The following is a 20,337-nucleotide window of genomic DNA, read 5'->3' on the forward strand; positions in this document are numbered from 1 at the left end:
CTCTCATTGCAGACGGCTCCCCTCACCTTAGGCAGGCACAGGAGGAGCGTCCAGCGTTTATCTGTACATTTACACAGTATTTCGCAAATCCAGGTCCAGGCCACTGACGCGGCGGACCCGGCGTGCCACCGCCTCGGCGAAGATGCCGCCGCGGGCCTCGATTAGGGTGAAATCATCGCGCGCCCGGGTGATGCCGGTATAGACCAGCTCCTTGGTCAGCACCGGGCTGAGCTGCTCAGGCAGCAGCAGCGCGGTATGGGCGAATTCCGAGCCCTGGGACTTGTGGACGGTCATAGCGAACACCGTCTCCACTGCCGATAGCCGGCTGGGCAAGACAAATCTCAGGCCGCCGCTGCCATCGCCCCGGGGAAAGGCGACCCTCAGCACCTTGCGCCCGGGATGGGTGGCATCGGGCAGACAGAGGGTGATGCCGATGTCGCCGTTCATCAACCCCAGGCTGTAGTCGTTGCGTGTCACCAGCACCGGGCGGCCTTCGTACCAGCCGTGCTCACTCGAGAGCAGGCCGGCAGCCAGCAAGGCACTGGCGATGCGCAGGTTGAGACCTTCGACGCCCCAGGGGCCCTTGCGCACGGCGCAGAGCAATTGGAAATCATCGAAGGCGGCCAATACCTGGCCGGCCCAGTGCGTCCAGGCCGGATCCTCCAGCACGCTGTCGAGGTGGGGCCGCGTCTCATGCAGGACCTCGAGATAATGACGATAGCCACGAGCGCGCCCACGACCTTCCAGCACCAGACGCTCCAGGGCGCGATCCTCCGGTCCCTTGAGCAGCACCCGGTGCAGGTCGGCGTAGCCACCGTCGATTAGTACCTGCTGGGCCCCCAGGCCGTCCTGGGCATTGACCCGCCGTGCCAGTTGGCCGATGCCGCTGCCCGCGCCGAAGCGTCGCGAGCGCCTGAGCATCACCACCTGTTGGGCCAGGGCGTCACCTTGGTCGTCACCGACCGTCAGCGCCGTATGGGCGAGCGACTGACCGCTCACCCCTTCCAGCCAGGCACGGGTGGCGGGGCTGTAGCGCCCCGCCTCGGCGTCGCGACAGAGATCGCCCAGCACCGCCCCCGCCTCCACCGAAGCCAACTGGTCCTTGTCGCCGAGCAGCACCAGGCGCGCCCGGGGCGGTAAGGCCGCCAGCAGGCTGGCCATCATTTCCAGATCGATCATCGAGGCCTCGTCCACCACCAGGACGTCCAGCGGCAGCGGGTGCCCGCGGTGGTGGCGGAAGTGCCGGGTATTGGGTCGACTGCCCAGCAACCGGTGCACCGTGGTCACCCCCGTGGGGATGTGCCGGCGCAGCTCGTCGTCCACCGGCAGACGACTGACCTGGCCGCCGATGGATTCGGTGAGGCGCGCGGCGGCCTTGCCAGTGGGCGCGGCCAGGCGGATACGCAGAGGGCGACCGGCCGCCACCGCCGGCGCCTGGAGCAGCGCCAGCAACCGCACCACGGTGGTGGTCTTGCCGGTACCGGGGCCGCCGGTCACGATGCTGAAGGCGCCACGTACCGCCAGGGCGCAGGCCAGCTTCTGCCAGTCGGGCTCACCACCCGCATCGGGATCCGGCGGAAACAGCTGGTCGAGGCGCTCGGTGAGATCCGCGGGCAGCGGCTCCGGGGTCGCCAGGCGCTGGCGCAGGCTGGCCGCCACCTCGCGCTCGTAATTCCAGTAGCGGCGCAGATAGAGGCGATCGCCCCCCAGTACCAGTGGCCGCTCCGGCGCGCTGCCGTCGCCATCGACCAGCACGCTGGCCAGCAGCGCCTGGCGCCAGGCCTCCAGGCTCTGACCCTGGAGCAGTTGCGAGGGCAGCAGCGAGCTGCGTGTCTCGTCCCCCTCGGGCGGCAGCGACAGGGCGGCATCGGGATTGCGCAGGGTGGCAGCCAGATCCAGGCAGACATGCCCATGGCCGAGCTGATGGCTGGCCAGCGCCGCGGCCAGGAGCACCGCCGCCTCGCCGTCCGCTTCGAGCTCACCAAGAAAGGTGGTGAAGGCACGATCGACCTGGCGCAGCCAACCGCGCTGCACCCAGAGCTCCAGCAGGCGGAAGAGGTCGTCGCGCTGACGTAGCGGCGCCAGCTCGCCTTCCGGCACCAGGGAGGCCAAACGCAACAGGCGTTGGGTAGCCGTGCTGAAATCAGACATTGGGGTTCTCCGCACCGCTGAACAGCAGATCCAGGGTTTCGATCAGAGCCGCGGAGGGACGCTCGACGAAGACGCCGTGCCCAGCCGGATCGCACCCGCGCAGGAAGAGGTAGAGGGCACCGCCGAAGTGACGCTCGTAGCTGTAGTCGGGCAGCCGCGCCTTGAGCAGCCGATGCACCGCCAGGCTGTAGAGCACGTACTGCAAGTCGTAGCGCTTGGCCAGGACGGCGGCCTCCATGGCCGCGCGGGTATAGGCACCGGCCTCGGCGCCCAGCCAGTTGGACTTGTAGTCCACCACGAAATAGCGCCCCTCGTGTTCGAAGACCAGGTCGATGAAGCCCTTGAACAGGCCGTTGAGCTGGCCCGGTTCGAGCACCGGACGGGCCTGGCCGCCCTGGGTACCGCGGCGAACCAGGTCATCCAGGCGCTCCAGGTCGACACCGTGGGTGGCGAACCAGAATTCCATCTCCACCTGGTAGCGGGCCAACTCGCCCAGGCGCTGGGTGCCGCCCGGCAAGGGGAGCGGCAGGGCCAGCAGCTGACGCAGCCAGCTCTGCAGGATGGGAATCCAGTGATTCCAGCCGCGCCGCTGGCAGCGCCGGGCGATCAGGTCGTCCAGCCGCTCGGGCGCCGCCTGGATGGCGGCGAAGCCTTCTTCGCCGACCCACTCCAGCAGGCTGTGCAAGAAGGTGCCCGGGCCGGGACCACGAGGAAAGCGATGCAGATCCTCGCCGCCGGCCGGCTGACGGGCTTCGTCCGGGGCGAGCCGATCATCGTCGAACAGCTTTTGGGCCGCGGGGGTATCCAGGTCCAGCTCCAGGTTGAGCTGGCCCTCCTCCCGCGCCTCACCCAGGCGCGTGCCGATACGCAAGGCGCTGTAAGAGGCGATCCACCAGTCCTCGCGGGCCGCGCGACGGGCCGTCAGCGCCTTGAGGGTCACGGGCGCCTCGCGCGCCTCCGGCAGCCGCACGGGACTGGCCTCGGGCAGCGGCAGGATGAGGGTGTCGGGTTGCGCACCGATCAGCGTCGTCAGGGCAGCGCCCAAGGACGCCGAACTCGCCAGAGGCTCGCCACCGGTAGCCAGATAACCCAGGGCGCTACGGGCGAAGCCGGATTCCTTGCTGCGGCCGCGCTTGAGATCGGCCACCCCGACCCAGCAGGCATGCCGGGCACGGGTCAGGGCGACATAGAGCAGCCGCAGGTCCTCGGCCAGGCGCTCGTCATCGGCGCGGGCCAGTTCCTCGGCGGAGGGTTTGAAGGTACGGCGCAACTGGCCCTGGTCGTCGTGATAGCGCAGCGGCAGGGTAGCGCCCTCCTCGGCGCGATAGGCGCAGGCGAAGGGCAGGAACACCAGGGGATACTCCAGCCCCTTGGACTTGTGCACCGTCACCACCTTGACCAGCTCGGCGTCGCTCTCCAGGCGCAGGATCTGCTCGTCGGCAGCGCCCTGGGCGGCCAGCTGCTCGGCCAGGTGGCGGATCAGCGCCTGTTCACCGTCCAGTTCGCCAGCGGCGCGCTGCAGCAGTTCGGCAAGGTGCAGCAGGTTGGTCAGTACCCGTTCGCCATCGGCACGGGCCATCAGCCGCTGCGGCAGCCGGAAGTCCTGCAGCAGGCGGCGCAGCATGGGCAGTACGCCCTGGCCACGCCAGAGCTGGCGATATCCGCGGAATTGCAGCACCCGCGACTCCCAGGCCTGCTCGTCGTGGTTGAGGGCGTCCAGTTCGGCCAGCGGCAGGTCCAGGGTCAGGCTGCCCAGGGCCGCGCGCAGGCGACGATCCACATCGGGCTCGGCACAGGCCTTGAGCCAGTCCAGCAGGCAGCGGGCTTCCTGGGCGGTGAACACCGAATCCTTGTCCGACAGATAGACGCTGCGCACCCCACGGCGCACCAGCGCCTGGCGTACCGCCTGGGCCTCGCTGCCGGCGCGCACCAGGATGGCGATGTCGGCCGGCCGCAGGGGCACCAGCTCGGCGTCTTCACGGCGAAAGCCGGCCTTGCCCTCGGCCGCCAGGCTCAGCAACCGCACGATCTCGCTGGCGGTGCTCTCGGCCAGGGTGGCGCGATAGGCGGTACCGGCCAGCGGCTCGTCGCCCGCCAGTTGCCAGAAGGTCAGGGCTGCGCCCGGTACGCCATCGATCTCCAGGGCTTCGCGCCGGCCCTGGGCACGGACCGGCTCGAAGGGCACCGGATTGTCCTCGCCCTGGCGGAACAGAAAAGCCGCCCGGGGCGTCGTGGCCTCGCCATGCTGGAATACCTGGTTGACCGCTGCGACCATGGCGGCGGTGGAGCGGAAGTTGGTGTCCAGCGAATGCAGGTGGCCGGCGTTGGCGCGGCGGGCCTGCAGATAGGTATGGATATCGGCGCCGCGGAAGGCATAGATGGCCTGCTTGGGATCGCCGATCAGGAAGAGCCCGGTGTCCTCCCCTGCGCCGTAGACACTGCTGAAGATGCGGTACTGCACCGGATCGGTGTCCTGGAATTCGTCGATCAGCGCCACCGGGAACTGCTTGCGGATCAGCGCCGCCAGCCGCGCGCCGGCGCCATCGGCCTGCAGTGCCCGGTCCAGGCGGGTAAGTATGTCGTCGAAACCCAGCTCGGCGCGGCGCAGCTTCTCGCGCTCGAATTTCTGCTGCACCCAGGCCGCCGCGTGCTCCAGCAGCGGCACCTCGGGGCTGGGCAGCTCGGCCAGTTGCATGGGCAGGCGCGCCATGGCCGCCAGGGCCGGATGATCCGGCGGGCTGGCCTTGGTCCAGGCCTCGGCGAAGCCCTCCTCGGTCAGCCGGATGAAGCCGGTGCCGATATCGAGGTCCTCGCTGGCGGGGTTGTCCGCCCAGGCGACCAGCTTGTCGCACCAGGGACCGAAGAATCGCTTCTGCAGCTTGCGCCCATCGACCACCTTGGCGTCGCAACCGGCCTGGCAGAGATCGCGCAGTTCTTCTGCCCACCGGGCCCAAGGCGCCTTGAGCCTGGCCAACCGCACCTGGCGTTCGGCCAGGGCGGTGGTCAGCAGCGTGGCAGGCTCGCCCTGGGGGGCGCCCAAGGCCTCGCTCAACAGGGGTCGCAGCCGCACGGCCAGGGCGCGGGGTTCACCCCAATGCTCGATCACCCAGTCCAGCGCTTCCCCTTCGAGGGGATAGCAGAAGCGCCGCCAGTAGTCGCGCACCACCTGGGCCAGCAATTCGCTCTGGTCTTGCTCCAGGTTCTGCACGAAGAGACTGCCGCTGTCGAAGGCGTGCTCGCGCAGCATGCGCTGGCACCAGCTGTGGATGGTGGAGACGGCCGCCTCGTCCATCCACTGGGCGGCGATGTCCAGGCGCCGGGCGCAATCCGCCCAGGCCTCGGCGGGAAAGTCCTCGCGCAACTCGGCGAGCAAGGGATCGGGCGCCGCGATCTCTTCGCGAAAGAAGCGCGCCGCCTCGGCCAGGCGATGGCGAATACGATCGCGCAACTCCTGAGTGGCGGCCTCGGTAAAGGTCACCACCAGGATCTGCGGCGGCAACAGGTCGCGGCCAAAGGCCGTCTCGGAGGTGCCGTGGCCGAGCACTAGGCGGACATAGAGCGCAGAAATGGTGAAGGTTTTGCCGGTGCCGGCACTGGCTTCGATGAGCTGATTGCCCTGCAGCGGAAAGCGCAGGGCGAGTGGACGCTGACTCATGCCTGCCCCTCCCCGCTCACGACCTGCCAGCCGGCCGTATGGATGGGCGCATAGAGGGTCTGGCACCACCCATCGAATTCCTCGTCGGCGAGCAGCGCGGCGAAGTCCGCATATTGTCGGCGCAATGCCGGATGGGTCGCCGCCTCGCCCTGATAGGCCTGCTCGGCCGCGGCCATGGCCTTGTCCGGCTCATTGGCCAGCCAGGCGAAGGCGGTACGGGGCGCGACAGGCAATGGACGACGCTGGCCCAGCGCCCAGGCATCGAGCAACTCGTTCAGCTGACGTCGAGCCAGATCGACGTCCAGCGGCGCCAGCAGCAGGGTCAGATCGGTCGCCACCACCGCCGTGGTCAATTGCAGGCCACCCGCCGCGGCGACCAAGTGTTGCACCCAGGGTCGCAGCAGCCGGTGCCATTTGCGGGTACGGGTGCTGCCCAGGCCATTGGCCTGAGCGGTCAGCGCCAGTAGTCCCGCGGGCCCTCGGCGCAGGCGTTCGAGGTTGGCCACCAATTGCAGCTCGCGATGTTCGATATCCAGGGTCACGGCCTCTTCCAGGGACTCGGGCCAACGCATTATCAAGGCCTCAACCTGGGCGACCACGGCGGGCAGCGGCTCGCGCAACGCCTGTCCGGCTCGTTCGCCAAAGCCGGCCAGTGGCAGGCGACCACTGCCGCGCAAGCGCTCCGCGGCGGCCATGAGCGCCTGGTCGGCCTCAGCCGGCGCAGCCAGTGCCGCCTCCAGCAGCCCTTCTCCCAACTGGTAGCGGGTCAGGGCGTCCAGGCCAAAGGGCTCCTCGTCTTCCGCCGGCGCATCGGGCGCCTCGAAATGCACCTTGAGTCGATTGGCGAAGAACAGGTCCACCGGCCCCCGCAGAAAGCGCGCCAGGTCGTCGAGGCCCAGGGGCTCTTCAGGTATCAGCGGCGGCAGCAGGGCGTCCTCATCGCGCGTGGTGCGGTCATGCACGCCCAGCCATTCGGCGGCAAAGCTGAAATACCCACGCTCGCCGCGAAAATAGCGGGCACTGAAGGGTTGCAGGGGATGCTCCTGGGTCAGGGCCGCCAGCAGACGCTCAGGCTCCTCCTCATGACCGGCCAGCCGCCAACCGGCCTGGAGATGGTCACGCAACTGGGCGACCAGCACCGACGGCGGGCGCTCGCTGTTGTCGCGAATGCTGCGCCCCACCCAGCTGACATAGAACTGATCGCGTGCCGAGAGCAGCGCCTCCAGCAGCAGATAGCGATCATCCTCGCGCCGCGAGCGGTCACCGGGGCGATAGTCCTGGGCCATAAGATCGAAATCCAGCGGCGACTGGATGCGCGGATAGGCACCATCGTGCATGCCCAGCAGGCAGACCACCCGGAAGGGAATGGCGCGCATGGGCATCAGGGTGCAGAAATTGACCGCCCCGGCGAGAAAGCGCTGGGCCAGCCCTCCGGAATCCAGTCCGGCCAGCCAGGCCTCGCGGACCACGGTGAGCGGCAGCTCTTCGTCCAGGACGACGTCCTCGCAGAGCTCCAGCCAACGCTCGCGCAGATTTTCCAGCTGTTCCAGCAGGTATTCGTCATGCTCATCCTGGGCGCTGAAGAACAGCGCCAGCAGCGCCTGCAATCGCGCCCCCCACTCTGCCGGGCGGGCGGGCTGCGCCAGCGCTGCCTGGGCCGCATCCAGCGCATCGAGCAGATCCACCAGCGGCCCGACCAGCGCGGCGTCCAGGCCACCCACCTCGTCGAAGGGTTCGATATCGCCCAGGGCCGCGCCACTACCCACGGCATAGCCCAGCAGCATGCGCCTCAGGCCAAAGCGCCAGGTGTTCTGCGTCAGGCCTTCAGGCAGGTCGAGACGACTGCGTTGCTCGGCATCCAGCCCCCAGCGCACGCCGGCGCCCTCCAGCCAGAGATGCAGGGTCGGCAGATCGCCCTCACGCAGGCCGAAGCGAGCACGCACCGCCGGCACGTCCAGCAGGTCGAGGATCTCGCTCAGGGCGAAGCGGCTGTCGGGCAATTGCAGCAGATGCTCCAGAGCGATCAGCAACGGCTGGAAGCCACGCTGGTGCTGGTCGGCCAGGCTGAAGGGGATGAAGCGCGGATCCTGGCGGTCGAGCTGACCGAACACCGCACGGATGTGCGGCGCATAGGCATCGATGTCCGGCACCATGACGATGACGTCGCGCGGCCTCAGGCTGCCATCGCTATTGAAGCGCGCCAAGAGCTGATCGTGGAGGATCTCCACCTCACGCTGCGGACTATGAGCCACATGGAAACGCATGGACCTGTCCCGCGCCGGATCCACTGCCGGCCAGCGTTCGCGGGTCTCGGTCAGCGGACGCAGCTCGAGAATATCGTCCTGCAACTGGCCGAGCAGATGCTGGGGTTCGGTCTCGGCGAAGAGATCGATACGGCCGCCGTTGAGGTCTTCGAACAGCCGACGATAGCCGTCAGGCTCGTCGAATTCGTCCAGCAGGTGGATGTAGTCGCGGCCCTGCTTGCCCCAGCTCGCCAGCAGCGGCTGACCGTGCTGATGCAGCGCCTCGGCATCCAGGGTCTGGGGCATGCCCGGCTTGCGCTGCTGGCGCCGATAGTTCTGCCGCAGCAGATCCTGGTCAGCGACGATGTCGGACCAGTGATGGCGACAGGGATTGTGCACGCAGAGCAGCACCTGGCTGAAGCGCGCCAGCGCGGCCAGGGCTTCGAGGGTCTGCGCCGGGATCGCCGACAGGCCAAAGATCACCACCCGCCGCGGCAGACCAGCCGGCGCTTCGGTAGCCGCCTGCATTACCTCCAGAAAGCGCCGGTGCACTCCGGCCCGACTGCGGGCCAGGCCGCCGTCGCCCACATCGGCCAACAGCGCCCGCCACAGCTGCGCCTGCCAGCGACAGCTCTCGGGCAGGGGGCGCCGGCCGTCGCGCAGGCTGGCCAGCAGATCGCGGTCCGCTGCCCAGTCGTTGAGCCAGTCGGCGCGGTAGACCTGGTAGCCGTCATAGAGATCGGCCAGACGCTCGGCCAGTTGGTAGCGCTTGCGCAGATCGCCGTCATCGTCGAGAAAACGCCGCAGTGCGGCGAAGTCGGGCTGCATGAGCAGGGTCGGCAAGAGCCGCATCAGGCGCCAGGTCAGGGGCGCGCGATCCAGCGGCGAGGATGGCGGTACCTGGTCACGGCCCAGTACCTGGCGATAGGTGCGCCAGAGAAAGGCCGCCGGCAGTTGCACTTCCAGCGCCGCAGCCACCCCGCAGCCGCCCTCGTCGTCCCCACGCGGATCTTCGGCCAACGCCAGCTTGAGCCACTGGGCGATGCCATTGCTCTGCACCAATACCTGTTCGTTTTCCAACGGCGCCAGGGGATAGCGCCGCATCCAGCCGACCGCCAGGCCGCGCAGCTCTTCGAGCCGATTGCCGTGTACCACCATGAATCCGGGAGTGAGCGCCTCGGACATCCTACGCCTCGCTGTTCGCTGTCTGCGGCCAGGGTAAGGATCACCCGCGCCGGATACCAGTCCGCAATGTGCCTACCGACGCATGACGCAGCGCACAGCCGCTCCTGTCTCCCCGCCTGAAACGAGGTTCCAGCCGGTAGACTCAGCCTCTATCGGCCGCCGGCCATCGACAGGATGTTTTCATGCGTTTCCTCGTTGCCCTTCCCCTGCTCCTGGGCGCTGCCCTCGCCCATGCCGATAACGGCGAACCCGTCGACTGCTCCAGCCTGCAGGCCCAGCTGCCCCTACCCCTGCTCCAGCAGACCTCCGGCCTGCCCCTGGCCTATGCCCGCCAGATCGCCGGCGGCTGCGCCTTCACCGACCGCGACACCGGCCAACCCGCCAACTACCTGCTGGGCCTGTCGGCGGGCTACGAAAATGGTGGCAGGGCGCTGCCCAAATTGCGCCGGCAGGTGCAATCGCTCAGTGAGCAACTGGAGTGCAAGGCCATCGACGGTCTCGGCGAAGGTGCGAGTGCCTGCAGCAAACCGCTGCTGGGCACCCAGGTGTTCTTCATCAAGCGCGACCGCATCCATACGGTAACGGCGTCGAGTCCGCTGGAATACGAGAAACCCGAACTGGCGGCCAAACTGCGCCAGGCAGCCCAGGCGACTGCCCAGGCGTGGGCGCAACGGCTATGAGGGAAGGCGCGTCCTAAGCTTGTCTGAGAGGTCGCCGAGCGAAGGCCAGGCAAAGCAAAAATCTGTGAGGAAGCGGAGTTTACGAGTGGTAAATGAGCATTCCGAGCTGATTTTTAACGCCGCATGGCCGAGCGCAGGCACTTTTCAGACAAAGCTTAGTGGCCGCGCCGATTAAGGTCTTCCGAGTAGAGATCGTCTTCCAGCTCATTGCCCGGGATGGCGTGTTCTTCCGCCGCCCAGGCACCCAGGTCGATCAGTTTGCAGCGGTCGGAACAGAAGGGCCTATTGGCGCTCTTCTCGCTCCATTCCACGGGTGCGCCACAGGTGGGGCAGTCCACGGTGAGAGTGCTCATGCTTGGCCTCCGTCAAGGGTCAGATAAAAGGAATGCAGGCGCTCCACTTCGGTGTGGAGCGTGGCGAGATCGCCGTCGTTGCAGATGACGTCATCCGCCTTGGCCAGGCGCTCGGCCCGCGGCAGCTGCGCCGCCAGGATGGCCCGCACCTGAGCCTCGTCCACCCCGTCACGGCGCATGGCTCGCTCAAGCTGCAGCGCTTCCGGCGCGTCTATCACCAGCCCCCGCCGAACCAGCGCCCGCTGCCCGGACTCGAACAGCAGCGGCGACACCAGAATGGCGTAGGGCGACTTGGCCCCGGCCAAGGCCGCCAGGATCTCCTGGCGAATAAGGGGATGCAGCAGGGCTTCGAGCCAACGCCGCTCGGCCGGATCGGCAAAGATCGCGGCCCGTAGCGCCGCCCGGTCCAGGCTGCCATCCGGCTGCAAGACAGCCGATGAAAAATGCCCGGCGATCTCGGCCAGCGCCGGTCGTCCCGGCTCGACCACCCAACGGGCGGCCTGATCGGCGTCGACACAGGTGATGCCCAACTGGGCGAAATGCTCGGCAGCGGCGCTCTTGCCACTGCCGATACCCCCGGTCAGGCCGAGGGTCCAGGCAGAAGTCATCGGAATCCGGCGAAGTTCAGGTACAAGCCGGTTATTTGATCACCCCAGAGCAAGGCAATCCACCCCGCTACGGCGAGATAGGGACCAAAGGGCAAGGGCGTGCTGGTTTCCGCCCGCCGCAGACGCAGGGTGATGACGCCCAGGACGGCACCCACCAGCGACGACAGCAGGATGGTCAGGGGCAGGATCTGCCAACCACCCCAGGCGCCAAGCAGCGCCAGCAGCTTGAAGTCGCCATAGCCCATGCCTTCCTTGCCAGTAAGCAGGCGGAACAGCTGGAACACAAGCCAGAGACTCAGATAGCCCGCCACCGCCCCCCAGACGGCATCGCCGAGGGTGGTGAACAGCCCGAATTGATTGGCGATCAACCCCAGCCACAACAACGGCAGGACGATCACGTCCGGCAGCAGCTGATGATCGGCATCAATCAGACTGGCCGCCAGCAGCCCCCAGGTCAGCAGCAGGAAGGCCCCGCCCTGCCAGGTCACGCCCAGATGCCAGATGACCCAGGCGGACAGCAGTCCACAGGCCAGCTCCACCAGCGGATAACGCAGGCTGATGGAGGCCTGACACCCCTTGCAGCGACCGCGCAGGAGCAGATAACTCAGCACCGGCACGTTTTCCAAGGGCCGTACGGCACGCTGGCAATGGGGGCAGCGGGAAGCAGGTCGCGCCAGGTTGAAAGGCGCTCCCGCCGGCTCGGGCGGCAATTCCAGCACCTCACGCGCCTCCGACTGCCAATCCCGCCTCAGCATCACCGGCAGCCGATAGACCACCACATTGAGAAAGCTACCTACCAGCAGCCCCAGCACCAGCGCGCACAACGCCCCGGCTAGCGGCGCGCTGGCCAATAGTTCCAGCAGCGCCATCAGATTACCGAGCCGAGCTGGAAGATGGGCAGGTACATGGCGATGATCAGACCACCCACCAGAACCCCGAGGACCGCCATGATCATCGGCTCCATCAGGGTGGTGAGGTTATCGACCATGTTGTCGACCTCGTCTTCATAGAAGGTCGCGACCTTGGACAGCATCTCGTCCAGGGAACCCGACTCTTCACCGATGGCCGTCATCTGGATGGCCATGGACGAGAACACCCCGGTAGTCCGCATGGAGAAGTTGAGCTGCATACCGGTGGAAACATCGCCCTTGATCTTCTCCACGGCATTGCGGAATACCACGTTGCCGGTCGCACCAGCCACCGAATCGAGAGCATCCACCAGCGGCACACCGGCCGCGAAGGTGGTAGCCAACGTGCGGGCATAACGGGCGATGGCCGACTTGTAGAGAATGGAACCGACCAACGGAATCTTGAGCAATCCACGGTCAACCGCGTCGCGGAATTTTTCCGATTTCTTGTAGAAGTGGCGAAGGACGAAAGCCAGTACGAAGAGTCCGCCAAGTACCAGCAACCACCATTCCTGCAGGACCTCGGAAATAGCAATGACCATAAGCGTAAAGGCCGGCAATTGAGCGCCAAAGCCCTCGAACACCGACTGGAACTGAGGCACTACCTTGATCAACAGAATGGCCGACACGATCACCGCGACCACGATGACTGCCGCCGGATAGGTCATGGCCTTCTTGATCTTCTTTTTCAGCGCCTCGGTCTTTTCCTTGTAGGTGGCTACCCGATCCAGCAGGGTCTCCAAGGCACCAGATTGCTCGCCGGCATCCACCAAGTTGCAATAGAGATCGTCGAAATACTGCGGCTGTTTGCGCAGAGAATTGGCCAGGCTATTACCCGCGGCGACATCCTGCTTGATGTCGTCGACCATCTTGCGCATGTTGGGATTGTCGAAGCCCTCGCCGATGATGTCGAAGGCCTGCAGCAGGGGTACACCTGCGCTCATCATGGTCGCCAGCTGCCGAGTGAACAGCGCGATATCCATGGGCTTGATCTTCTTGCCCTTGCCGAACAGCGACACCGACTTCTTGCGCACCCGAGTCGGATTGATGCCCTGCTTACGCAACTGCGCCTTGATCAAGGCGGGATTCAAGCCCGTCATCTCGCCTTTCACCCTGGTCCCTTTGCGATCGGTCCCCTCCCAGGTGAAGCTGCCCATCTTGATAGCTTTATCGGCCATGGCCTCGACTCGTCAAAGGCTTGGCCCGCCTTGGCGGACCCGTCAAAAGAATGCTCTAAAGAGAGCCAGTTGCGGCTTTAAAGGCAAGCATCGCGCCATATGTCGAAGTGTAGATGCCCTGTGATGCTGAAGCCTTATGCGCGGCTACCAACCGCCGCTCCGATAAAGTCCCCTCTCCCTCTGGGAGAGGGCTAGGGTGAGGAAAAACCATTAGTCCTTGGTCACCCGATTGATCTCTTCCAGACTGGTAATCCCCTGCATCGCCTTCACCAGCCCCGACCGCCGCAGATCATTGAAACCTTCCATCCGCATCCGCGCCGCGATCTCGATGGAGTTGCCCTCCTCCATGATCATCTGCTGCAGCGCTGGCGTGACCTTCACCACCTCGTAGATCCCCACTCGCCCGCGATACCCCGCATTGCAGTCTTCGCAGCCGATGGGCTGGTAAAGGGTGAAACTCCCGATCTCTTCCTCGCGAAAGCCTTCGGCCAACAATGCCTCACGGGGCACCTCATGGACTCTCTTGCACTTGTTGCATAGTTTGCGCGCCAGGCGCTGGGCGATGATGAGGTTGACCGAGGTCGCCAAATTGAAGGCGGGCACCCCCATGTTACGTAGACGCGTCAGGGTTTCCGCCGCGCTGTTGGTGTGCAGGGTCGACATCACCATGTGGCCGGTCTGGGCTGCCTTGATGGCAATTTCCGCCGTTTCCAGGTCGCGGATCTCACCGACCATGATCACGTCGGGATCCTGACGCAGGAAGGCTCGTAGCGCCTGAGAGAAGTCGAGTCCCTGACGCGGATTGACGTTGACTTGGTTGATGCCTTCCAAGTTGATCTCCACCGGATCCTCTGCGGTGGAAATATTGATGTCTTCGGTATTGAGGATATTGAGGCCGGTATAGAGGGATACCGTCTTGCCCGAACCAGTCGGCCCGGTCACCAGGATCATCCCCTGCGGCTGCTTGAGCGCCTGCAGGTAGAGCTCCTTCTGTACATCTTCGTAGCCCAGGGCATCGATCCCCATCTGGGCGCTGGAGGAGTCCAGAATCCGCATCACTATCTTCTCACCCCAGAGGGTGGGCAGGGTGTTGACCCGGAAGTCGATGGACTTGGTCTTGGACACCTTGAGCTTAACCCGGCCATCCTGAGGTTTACGGCGCTCCGAAATATCCATATTGGACATCACCTTGAGCCGCGCCGAGATCCGTGACACCAGCTGCACGGGTGGCCGCGCGGCTTCGTGCAGAATGCCATCAGTTCGAAAGCGCACCCGATACATCTTTTCGTAGGGTTCGAAGTGCAGGTCGGAGGAGCCCTTCTTGATAGCATCCAGCAGCATCTTGTTGACGAATTTCACTACCGGTGCATCGTCAGCATCGGTACCGGCTACGGCTTCCTGGGGTCGCTCACCGCCCTCGGTTTCCAGGTCGAGATCGATATCGCCCAGATCCAAACCACCGGTGCCAGTATCCAGATACCGCTCGATGGCCTGGTGCAGCTTATCGTCTTCGACCAGCACGACCTCGACGGCCAGCTTGCTGCCAAAGGACACATCGTTGATGGCCTGCTGATTGGTCGGGTCAGACAGCGCGATGAAGAGCTTGTTGCCTCTCTTGCTCAATGGCAGGAAGTGATGCTGCTGCATCAACTTTTCGTTGACGATGTCCTTGGGCAACTGCTCCTTGTCGATGGCCGACAAATCGAGAAAGGGCACGCCGAATTCCTGAGCCGCTAGTTCAGCCAGAGGCCGGCTCTGCACCAACCGCTGTTGAACGAGATAGGTCACCAGCGGCACCTTGGCCTGCTTGGCCTTGACCACCGCCTGCTGGGCTACCGCCTCTGCCAGCAACTGCGCATCCACCAATTGCCGTGCTAGTCCCGACAGCATTACCGTCTCGTTCATCGTCATTCCTACTCTTGGCCAGAGAAAACGTTATAGCACCGCCCAATACGTCCGCAAAATGACGCCAGACAGATGACATTTTTTGTCATCACCTGCCACTTTGTTGACGCCCACCGTGAGGAAAACGTGCTGTAGTCGCCACTTCTCTTTGGCACGGCCTATGCTTTGCTTCTGACAGGCACGTTGGCCTGATCCAACCTCGGAGATTTGAAATGAAAGCTCAGAAAGGCTTTACCTTGATCGAACTGATGATCGTGGTCGCGATCATTGGCATTCTAGCCGCAATTGCTATTCCGCAATATCAGAACTATGTAACTAAAGCTCGATGGGCTGAAAACAACACTGCAATCGCCCCTGTTAAATTGGCGATTGCGGAGTGTTTGCAAAGGAATAACAGCGTAGTAGCAAACTGCGATACCGTAGCAGAACTGACCACAGAAACTGGTTATCAGGCATTGCCCACCGCGACTCCAAACTTAGCTTCCGTCGTCATTACAGCTAACACTGCGGCGATTGTCGTCACTGGTACAGCAGCAGTTGGATCTTGCGTTGTAACTTGGACACCTAACGTTGCGGATGCCAACAGAATTGCATGGACCCCAGTAACCTCTGGCAACAACTGCTCTAGAAACCAGACCGGCGTCTAAATAGCAGCAGGGAGGGTTGCCTGCAACTCTCCCTGCTTACCGAACACCTAGTTAAAATCTCTTTAGTGTCCTATTAACACAATTAAAAGCTTTTCACCATTATCGATAGACTTGCAACTTAGCCTGCTATTAGTACTACGGCATCCCCTTCCCCCCAAACGCCCCCACCACCGTCCCCGTGCTGAAACTCATATCCTCCTCCGCCAGCGCCACATAGAGCCCCGCCAACTCCGCTGGCTGCCCTGCCCGCCCCAACGGCGTGTCCTGCCCAAATTCCTTCATTTTCCCCTCCAATTGCCCACCCGCTACCTGTAGCGGCGTCCACACCGGACCCGGTGCTACCGCGTTGACGCGAATGCCCTTCTTTGCCAATTGCTTGGCCATACCCTTGGTAAGATTCAGGATGGCGGCCTTGGTCGAGGCGTAGTCGATCAGCTCTTCGCCGGGATCGTAGGAATTCACCGAGACGGTATTGATGATGCTGGCGCCCGGCGGCAGATGCGGGATGGCGGCTTTGCTGAAGCGGAAGACGTGATAGACGTTGGTCTTGAAAGTTCGGTCGAACTGTTCGTCGGTGATTTCAAGGATGTCGGCCTTGCTTTGCTGGTAAGCCGCGTTGTTCACCAGGAGATCCAGACCACCGAGTTGCTGGATGGCCTTGTTCACGACGTCTTCGCAGGCCTCCTGGGTACGGATGTCAGCCGGCAAAGTGATGGCCTTGCGACCGGCTTCGGTGATCAGCCTGACCACTTCCTGGGCGTCGGACTCTTCGGAGGGGTGATAGTTGATGGCCACGTCTGCCCCCTCGCGGGCGAAGGCGATGGCCACGGCGCGACCGATGCCGCTGTCGCCACCCGTGATGAGGGCCTTGCGTCCGGCCAGACGGCCCGAGCCGTGATAGCTGGTCTCGCCGTGATCGGGGCGCGGCTCCATCTTGCTGGTGAGCGCCGGCCATTCCTGACGCTGCTCCTTGAAGGGCTCACGGGTGTACTTGGTGCGCGGGTCCTGCAGCGGCTTGGCGGGGCGAGGCGCGCTGGCGCCTTCCTGGGCGACGGCAGCGCCTGAAGCAGCGGCAGCTAGCCCCACGGCGGAGCCAACGAGTACGTTACGACGCGTAAGGGAGTAATCGGTCATTGGGGCTCTCCGCATGGGCAGCTATCAATTGGAAGGATCAGGGGGTCGAAGCTGCGGCAAGGCTGGATCCGCGAAGGATTAGGTATGACGACTCCCGCAAAGGTTTCCCGAATGGACCTCGCTCCTGACCGCTGACCTCTCCTCTCAAAAATCGCGTATGGCCGAGAGGCATTGGTGAATCGCGAAATCCGGAGCAGGCAGCAGTGCGACACATCGCCACAGGCCTTCATGCACACTCAATGAACAGGCTTGCACAGCAGATAACCGAAGACTTATCATTGAAAGCTTCGTGCCGGTGTAGCTCAGTTGGTAGAGCGGCGCATTCGTAATGCGAAGGTCGTAGGTTCGACTCCTATCTCCGGCACCATCCTTCTGCTTCTTCCTCGCCCTGTCTTTTCAAAGCCTTCAAGGCCTTAGCCGCCTTGGGCCGCGCTTTTTTGCGCCCTTCTCCAACCTGAACCTTGCCTGCTGGCCAACTGCACAAGCCCGATCAAACTGGCGACTCCCTGCTGCTCAGCTACTCTTACCCAGTGCATGACAGTGCCTTACACCGCCTGATTTCGGCTTTCTTGACGGTCGGCAATAGCTGAACAGCGGCTGACCAAAGGGTCGAATATCCAGCCCCTCTGTGGCACCATACCGCGCTGCGAAATCCCGCAATTTCTGCAATCCATCAGCCTGCCGCACGGATGCCTGTCCGTTGCGGAGCATGAGGCTGGCGACAGGCACGTTGAGAGAATAACCACGATGAGCCGCTCTACTGAGGTCGTGAGATGAAACTAACGAAGTATCTAAAACCAACCGGTTGGCTTCTGGCCGGTGCCGCCGCGCTGCTGCTCAGCGGGTGCGACGCCGTGCTGCTGGATCCGAAAGGCTCCATCGGCGTGCAAGAACGCAACCTCATCTACACAGCGTTCGGCCTCATGCTGATCGTGGTGATCCCGGTCATCGTGATGACCTTCCTGTTTGCCTGGAAGTACCGCGCGACCAACAAGGACGCCAAGTACACCCCGAACTGGGCTCACTCCTACAAGATCGAAGCCGTGGTCTGGCTGGTCCCCCTGGCGATCGTGGTGTTCCTGAGCATCCTGTCCTGGAAGACCTCCCACGAACTGGATCCCTTCAAGCCCCTCGACCATCCCGAGCAGCCGCTGGTGATCGAAGCGGTCTCGATGGACTGGAAATGGCTGTTCATCTACCCGGAGCAGGGCATCGCCTCGGTGAATGAAATCGCCATCCCGGTCAATCGCCCGGTGCAGTTCAAGATCACCTCCGAGTCAGTCATGAACACCCTGTCCATTCCGGCCCTGGGCGGCATGATCTACGCCATGTCCGGCATGCAGAGCCAACTGCACCTGATCGCCGATCATCCCGGCGAGTTCGAAGGCCGCTCGGCCAACTACAGTGGCGCTGGCTTCTCCGACATGATCTTTGCCGTGCACGCGGTACCCACCGCCGGTGATTTCGACGCCTGGGTAAACAAGGTCAAGCAGTCGGGTGGCAAGACCCTGGATCAGGCGAGCTACACCGAGCTGGCCAAGCCCAGCGAGAAGCAGCCGGTCGTCTACTACTCGACGGTCGAGCCGGATCTGTTCAGAACGGTCATCAAGAAGTTCATGAAGTCCGACTTCAGCAAGCAGACCGATCACGTGATGGACATGAGCCAGCACGGCGGTCAACACGGTACCGAGGAATAAGTCATGTTCGGTAAATTAACTCTCGCGGATATTCCGTATCACGAGCCGATCATTCTCGCAACCTTCCTTGCGGTCGCCCTGGGCGGCCTGGGATTGGTGGGAGCGATCAGTTACTTCGGCAAGTGGGGCTACCTCTGGAAAGAGTGGCTGACCACCGTCGACCACAAGAAGATCGGCGTGATGTACTTCATCGTCGCCCTGATCATGCTGCTGCGCGGCTTCTCCGATGCCATCCTCATGCGTAGCCAGCAGGCCATCGCCTCTGGCGGGGCCGAGGGCTACCTGCCGCCTCATCACTACGACCAGATCTTCACCGCCCACGGCGTGATCATGATCTTCTTCGTGGCGATGCCCTTCGTGGCCGGCTTGATGAACGTGGTGACACCGCTGCAGATCGGTGCTCGCGACGTGGCCTTCCCCTTCCTGAACTCACTGAGCTTCTGGCTGTTCGTAGCCGGCGCCGTGCTGATCATGATGTCGCTGTTCGTGGGCGAATTCGCCGCGACTGGCTGGGTGGCCTATCCGCCGCTGTCAGGCATCAAGTACAGTCCAGGCGTAGGGATGGACTACTACATCTGGGCGCTCCAGCTGTCCGGTATCGGCACGACCCTGACCGGCGTCAACTTCTTCGTGACCGTGCTGAAGATGCGTACCAAGGGCATGACCCTGATGCGCATGCCGATCTTCACCTGGACTTCCTGGTGTACTGCCATCCTGATCATGGCAGCCTTCCCGATCCTGACCGTTACCCTGGCACTGCTGACCCTGGACCGTTACCTGGGCTTCCACTTCTTCACCGCGGAAGCCGGCGGCAACCAGATGATGTACACCAACCTGATCTGGGCCTGGGGCCATCCCGAGGTATACATCCTGATCCTGCCGGCCTTCGGCGTGTTCTCGGAAGTGACCTCCACCTTCAGCAAGAAGCGTCTGTTCGGCTATGTGTCGATGGTCTGGGCAACGGTAGCCATTACTGTGCTGTCCTTCATCGTCTGGCTGCACCACTTCTTCACCATGGGCTCGGGCGGTAACGTCAACGCCTTCTTCGGCATCGCGACCATGATCATTGCGATCCCGACGGGTGTGAAGATCTTCACCTGGCTGTTCACCATGTACCAGGGCCGCATCCAGTTCACCTCGCCGATGCTCTGGACCCTGGGCTTCATCGTGACCTTCAGCATCGGCGGCATGACCGGCGTTCTGCTGGCGGTACCGGGTGCCGACTTCGTGCTGCACAACAGCCTGTTCCTGATCGCCCACTTCCACAACGTGATCATCGGCGGCGCCGTGTTCGGCTACTTCGCCGGCATGATCTACTGGTTCCCGAAGGTCTTCGGCTTCAAATTGAACGAGAAGCTGAACAAGCAGGCCTTCTGGTGCTGGCTGATCGGCTTCTATGTCGCCTTCATGCCGCTGTACATGCTGGGCTTCATGGGCATGACCCGTCGCCTGAACCACTATGACAACCCCGACTGGCACCCCTTCCTGGTGACCGCCGCCATCGGCGCCGGCATCATCGCCCTGGGGATCCTGAGCCAGCTGTGGATGTTCTACGTCAGTATCCGCGATCGCAATCTGCCGGAGAACATGGACGTGACGGGCGATCCGTGGGATGGCCGTACCCTGGAATGGTCCACCTCTTCGCCGCCGCCCTTCTATAACTTCGCTGAAGTGCCGGAAGTGCACGACATCGATGCCTACTGGGGCATGAAGGAAAAAGGCATCACCGAGAAGAAGGATGCGGACTACAAGCAGATCCACATGCCGCGCAATACCGGCGCCGGCATCGTGATCAGCCTCTTCGCCCTGATCCTTGGCTTCGCCCTGATCTGGCACATCTGGTGGCTGGCCATCGCCAGCTTCGTGGGCTGCATCGTCACTGCGGTCGTCCGCAGCTACGACGAAGATGTCGACTACTACGTACCAGCGGAAGAAGTGGCACGCATCGAAAACGCGCGCATTCAGTCCCTGGCGAAATTGAAGCAGGCCTAAC

The 20,337-nt window shown here is 63.7% G+C and carries 13 protein-coding genes and 1 tRNA gene; 5 read left to right on the top strand and 9 right to left on the bottom strand.

Annotation, left to right across the window (positions count from 1 at the left end; all coding sequences use genetic code 11):
* Window positions 1-69: 69 nt before the first annotated feature.
* From recD to recC, 3 genes are read right to left on the bottom strand one after another with little or no spacing between them, the layout of a single operon-like run.
* Complete coding sequence (recD, locus tag APT59_RS17740; RefSeq protein WP_059316068.1) at window positions 70-2,151, bottom strand: exodeoxyribonuclease V subunit alpha; 2,082 nt, start codon at window positions 2,149-2,151, stop codon at window positions 70-72.
* Window positions 2,144-5,806, bottom strand: a complete 3,663-nt coding sequence (gene recB / locus APT59_RS17745) for an exodeoxyribonuclease V subunit beta (RefSeq protein ID WP_059316069.1) — start codon at window positions 5,804-5,806, stop codon at window positions 2,144-2,146. The genes recD and recB overlap by 8 nt, the downstream gene beginning before the upstream one ends.
* The gene (gene recC, locus APT59_RS17750; protein WP_059316070.1) at window positions 5,803-9,234 is read right to left on the bottom strand and encodes an exodeoxyribonuclease V subunit gamma; all 3,432 of its coding nucleotides are present in this window, start codon (window positions 9,232-9,234) and stop codon (window positions 5,803-5,805) included. The genes recB and recC overlap by 4 nt, the downstream gene beginning before the upstream one ends.
* 182 nt (window positions 9,235-9,416) lie before the next feature.
* On the opposite strand from recC, the gene APT59_RS17755 reads away from it, so the two are divergent.
* On the top strand, window positions 9,417-9,914 hold the full coding sequence (locus APT59_RS17755; RefSeq protein ID WP_059316071.1) for a hypothetical protein: 498 nt from the start codon (window positions 9,417-9,419) through the stop codon (window positions 9,912-9,914).
* Between the two features lie 155 nt (window positions 9,915-10,069).
* Here APT59_RS17755 and yacG read toward each other — a convergent pair whose 3' ends face one another.
* The 5 genes from yacG to pilB all read right to left on the bottom strand — a co-directional run bounded on the left by yacG (window position 10,070) and on the right by pilB (window position 14,866).
* Entirely contained in the window at window positions 10,070-10,267 is a 198-nt protein-coding gene (yacG, locus tag APT59_RS17760) for a DNA gyrase inhibitor YacG (RefSeq protein ID WP_007160931.1), read from the bottom strand.
* A complete protein-coding gene (gene coaE, locus APT59_RS17765) occupies window positions 10,264-10,875 on the bottom strand; it encodes a dephospho-CoA kinase (protein WP_059316072.1) in 612 nt (203 codons plus the stop codon). Before coaE ends, yacG begins: the two co-directional genes overlap by 4 nt.
* Window positions 10,872-11,744: a prepilin peptidase gene (locus APT59_RS17770; RefSeq protein ID WP_059316073.1), complete on the bottom strand. Its 873-nt coding sequence runs from the start codon at window positions 11,742-11,744 to the stop codon at window positions 10,872-10,874. Before APT59_RS17770 ends, coaE begins: the two co-directional genes overlap by 4 nt.
* The gene (locus tag APT59_RS17775) at window positions 11,744-12,961 is read right to left on the bottom strand and encodes a type II secretion system F family protein (RefSeq protein ID WP_059316074.1); all 1,218 of its coding nucleotides are present in this window, start codon (window positions 12,959-12,961) and stop codon (window positions 11,744-11,746) included. Before APT59_RS17775 ends, APT59_RS17770 begins: the two co-directional genes overlap by 1 nt.
* 210 nt (window positions 12,962-13,171) lie before the next feature.
* Entirely contained in the window at window positions 13,172-14,866 is a 1,695-nt protein-coding gene (pilB, locus tag APT59_RS17780; protein ID WP_059316075.1) for a type IV-A pilus assembly ATPase PilB, read from the bottom strand.
* 212 nt (window positions 14,867-15,078) lie between these two features.
* Here pilB and APT59_RS22265 point away from each other — a divergent pair, with 212 nt between their 5' ends.
* Entirely contained in the window at window positions 15,079-15,513 is a 435-nt protein-coding gene (locus APT59_RS22265; protein WP_082696383.1) for a pilin, read from the top strand.
* 135 nt (window positions 15,514-15,648) lie between these two features.
* Here APT59_RS22265 and APT59_RS17785 read toward each other — a convergent pair whose 3' ends face one another.
* A complete protein-coding gene (locus APT59_RS17785) occupies window positions 15,649-16,647 on the bottom strand; it encodes an SDR family oxidoreductase (RefSeq protein ID WP_059316076.1) in 999 nt (332 codons plus the stop codon).
* A gap of 291 nt (window positions 16,648-16,938) precedes the next feature.
* Between APT59_RS17785 and APT59_RS17790 the strand changes: the two genes are divergently transcribed.
* The 3 genes from APT59_RS17790 (at window position 16,939) to cyoB (ending at window position 20,336) form a co-directional block, all read left to right on the top strand.
* Window positions 16,939-17,014 (top strand) — tRNA-Thr (locus tag APT59_RS17790).
* A 406-nt stretch (window positions 17,015-17,420) separates the two neighbouring features.
* Window positions 17,421-18,344 carry a ubiquinol oxidase subunit II gene (gene cyoA / locus APT59_RS17795; protein ID WP_059316077.1) on the top strand — a complete coding sequence of 308 codons (924 nt, stop codon included), beginning with the start codon at window positions 17,421-17,423 and terminating at the stop codon, window positions 18,342-18,344.
* A 3-nt stretch (window positions 18,345-18,347) separates the two neighbouring features.
* A complete protein-coding gene (gene cyoB, locus APT59_RS17800) occupies window positions 18,348-20,336 on the top strand; it encodes a cytochrome o ubiquinol oxidase subunit I (protein ID WP_059316078.1) in 1,989 nt (662 codons plus the stop codon).
* The last annotated feature ends 1 nt before the right edge of the window (window position 20,337 follow it).

The organism is Pseudomonas oryzihabitans, from assembly GCF_001518815.1.
Classification (GTDB): Bacteria; Pseudomonadota; Gammaproteobacteria; order Pseudomonadales; family Pseudomonadaceae; genus Chryseomonas; species Chryseomonas oryzihabitans_E.

Bases quoted from the DNA above. Each gene is read 5' to 3' on its own strand.
- recD (WP_059316068.1), bottom strand. From the start codon at position 2,151: ATGTCTGATTTCAGCACGGCTACCCAACGCCTGTTGCGTTTGGCCTCC.
- recB (WP_059316069.1), bottom strand. From the start codon at position 5,806: ATGAGTCAGCGTCCACTCGCCCTGCGCTTTCCGCTGCAGGGCAATCAG.
- recC (WP_059316070.1), bottom strand. From the start codon at position 9,234: ATGTCCGAGGCGCTCACTCCCGGATTCATGGTGGTACACGGCAATCGG.
- APT59_RS17755 (WP_059316071.1), top strand. From the start codon at position 9,417: ATGCGTTTCCTCGTTGCCCTTCCCCTGCTCCTGGGCGCTGCCCTCGCC.
- yacG (WP_007160931.1), bottom strand. From the start codon at position 10,267: ATGAGCACTCTCACCGTGGACTGCCCCACCTGTGGCGCACCCGTGGAA.
- coaE (WP_059316072.1), bottom strand. From the start codon at position 10,875: ATGACTTCTGCCTGGACCCTCGGCCTGACCGGGGGTATCGGCAGTGGC.
- APT59_RS17770 (WP_059316073.1), bottom strand. From the start codon at position 11,744: ATGGCGCTGCTGGAACTATTGGCCAGCGCGCCGCTAGCCGGGGCGTTG.
- APT59_RS17775 (WP_059316074.1), bottom strand. From the start codon at position 12,961: ATGGCCGATAAAGCTATCAAGATGGGCAGCTTCACCTGGGAGGGGACC.
- pilB (WP_059316075.1), bottom strand. From the start codon at position 14,866: ATGAACGAGACGGTAATGCTGTCGGGACTAGCACGGCAATTGGTGGAT.
- APT59_RS22265 (WP_082696383.1), top strand. From the start codon at position 15,079: ATGAAAGCTCAGAAAGGCTTTACCTTGATCGAACTGATGATCGTGGTC.
- APT59_RS17785 (WP_059316076.1), bottom strand. From the start codon at position 16,647: ATGACCGATTACTCCCTTACGCGTCGTAACGTACTCGTTGGCTCCGCC.
- cyoA (WP_059316077.1), top strand. From the start codon at position 17,421: ATGAAACTAACGAAGTATCTAAAACCAACCGGTTGGCTTCTGGCCGGT.
- cyoB (WP_059316078.1), top strand. From the start codon at position 18,348: ATGTTCGGTAAATTAACTCTCGCGGATATTCCGTATCACGAGCCGATC.